Genomic DNA, 2,084 nt, shown 5'->3' with positions numbered 1-2,084 from the left:
CTCCCCGGGCCACGACGCGCTCCCCGAGCTCAGCGCCGTGCTGCTGTACTTCTGCCTGCCCATCACGGTCCTGGCCCTGCTGGGGATGAGTGTGCGCGAGGCAGCCGCCCGCGGCGCCCTCGACTCGCGCTGATCAGTGCCCCACCCCGAGGCCGGGTCCGATCCAGCGTCGGACGAACGCCCGGACCTGGTCGTCGTCGCGTGGAGTCGCGGCGGGGAACTGCATCAACGATCCGATGAGACGCAGCATCAGCTCGGCGAGCTCGTCGAGCTCTGCTTCGGCGATGCCCGCAGAGGCCCAGTCGACGTCGAGCGAGCGAAGGAACTCCGTCCCGAGGGCTGATCCCGTGACCGAGGTGATCCCGCGGCCGAAGAGGTCGTCGTCGAGCTGGAGCAACGCTCCGATCCGGGGCTCGCGAGGCAGCTCGCGCAGGCAGAACGCGATGGCTTCGACCACCGCGTCGACGGGCGCTGTGAAGCCGGCCACCTGGGCTCGCATCGAGGCGACGAACTCGCTGGCCGCTCCGGCTGCGACTGCCTGGAGCACCTCGTTGATCCCTGCGAAGTAGCGATAGACCGTCTGCCGGGTGACACCGCTCTCGAGCGCCACGTCGGAGAGGGTGACCTTGGCGGCTCCCGATCGGTCGAGGCACGTGGCAGCGGAAGCGATCAGCCGCTCCCGCGCCAGCGCCTCGGTGATCGGTGGGTCTCCGTTCCAACCGTGATGGCCCATCACGACCCCCTTCCATACATTCATACTTTAGATGTATGAATGTACACATGTGGGACACCTACCGGACCAGGACCGCCATCACCGGTCTCAAACGCCTGGCCACGCTGCCGAAGGAGGACAAGGAGGCGTGCATCGAGGCCTATCGGTTCTTCCAGCGCATGCAGGCAGGTGAGGAGACCGAGACCGCCGACGAGACCAGGGCGGTCGCCGACTACTACAAGGTCCTCAACAACATGCTCTCGATCTTCGACCTCGAGAAGCTCTACATCCCGCCGATGCTCGACGAGACCAAGGGCCTCTACGACAACCAGATCCTGACCGAGAAGGCAGTCCTCGCGGCGCTCGCCCTGGACGATCCCGCGCGGTCGCACCTGCTCGACATGGGTTGCGGGCGAGGCCGGATCTCGCACCATCTCGCCACCCTCACCGGGGGAGAGGTGTCGGGCTACAACATCGATCCCGACCAGATCGAGAATGCGATCTCCTGGGCCGAGCACACCGGCATGAGCGACCGGCTGCACTTCACGATCGGCAACCACCACGACCCGCTCGCCTACGACGACGAGTCGTTCGACGGCTGCTTCTCCTTCCAGGCCGTGTGGCCGTTCTTCAAGAAGGACGAGCTGGACGCGCACGCACACGAGATGGCGCGGGTGCTCAAGCCCGGCGCTCGCTACGCCTGCTCGGAGTACCTCCTGACGCCGTACTTCGACTGGGACGACGAGGAGCACGTCGCCCTGCACCGCCTGTTCCTCCCCACGCTGGCAGCGACCCAGTCGATGTATCCGGCCGACGTGTGCGCTGCCCTCGAGCGAGCCGGCTTCCGGATCCTCGTCTCGGCACCGTCGAAGAGCGAGGCCTGGCCGCTCTGCGAGCAGAAGCGTGACCTGATCCTCCACGGTCGCCGACTCGTGCGGGGTCTGGAAAAGATCCGGGTCGCGCCGGCCTGGATCGAGGAGTCGCTCGACCTGCTCCAGAAGGGCGGTCAGGCGTGGACCGAGGCAGAGCGGGCCAAGATCGCCGACCTCAACTGGCGGATCGTGGCCGAGAAGGTCTGAAAGGCGCCATGCTGGGTGGGTGACCACGGAGCTCGGCGACCTCTTCGACCCGGAGGTCCTGCGGGATCCCTACCCCTACCTCGCACGTCTGCGCGAGTCCGGTCGCGTGCACCGCGTCGAGGGCACGCGCGTGCACCTGGTCTCCCGGTGGGACGACGTGCAGGAGGCCGTCAAACGGCCGGACGACTTCTCCTCCCACCTGCGCCAGGTGCTCGCGCTCGAGGCCGACGGCACCGTCACCCAACGCACGATGGACGGCGGCGGCACCCTTCCGCAGGTCCTGGCCACCGCTG

General features: G+C 67.5%; 2 protein-coding genes and 1 pseudogene. 2 read left to right on the top strand and 1 reads right to left on the bottom strand.

What is annotated here, in order from left to right; genetic code table 11:
• Window positions 1-133: 133 nt before the first annotated feature.
• Window positions 134-757, bottom strand: a complete 624-nt coding sequence (locus tag VOI19_RS18565; RefSeq protein ID WP_323794423.1) for a TetR/AcrR family transcriptional regulator — start codon at window positions 755-757, stop codon at window positions 134-136.
• An 11-nt stretch (window positions 758-768) separates the two neighbouring features.
• Here VOI19_RS18565 and VOI19_RS18560 point away from each other — a divergent pair, with 11 nt between their 5' ends.
• Together VOI19_RS18560 and VOI19_RS18555 are read left to right on the top strand one after the other, a co-directional pair.
• Window positions 769-1,791, top strand: a complete 1,023-nt coding sequence (locus VOI19_RS18560) for a class I SAM-dependent methyltransferase (protein WP_323794422.1) — start codon at window positions 769-771, stop codon at window positions 1,789-1,791.
• A gap of 19 nt (window positions 1,792-1,810) precedes the next feature.
• Window positions 1,811-2,084: pseudogene (locus VOI19_RS18555) on the top strand (cytochrome P450); the annotation flags it as partial.

Origin of the sequence: Nocardioides sp. (genome assembly GCF_034670285.1) — a bacterium.
Lineage (GTDB): Bacteria > Actinomycetota > Actinomycetes > Propionibacteriales > Nocardioidaceae > Nocardioides.
The sequence above is the reverse complement of the archived record's forward strand: the minus strand, read 5'-3'. Positions and strand labels throughout refer to the sequence as shown.

Bases quoted from the DNA above. Each gene is read 5' to 3' on its own strand.
- VOI19_RS18565 (WP_323794423.1), bottom strand. From the start codon at position 757: ATGAATGTATGGAAGGGGGTCGTGATGGGCCATCACGGTTGGAACGGA.
- VOI19_RS18560 (WP_323794422.1), top strand. From the start codon at position 769: ATGAATGTACACATGTGGGACACCTACCGGACCAGGACCGCCATCACC.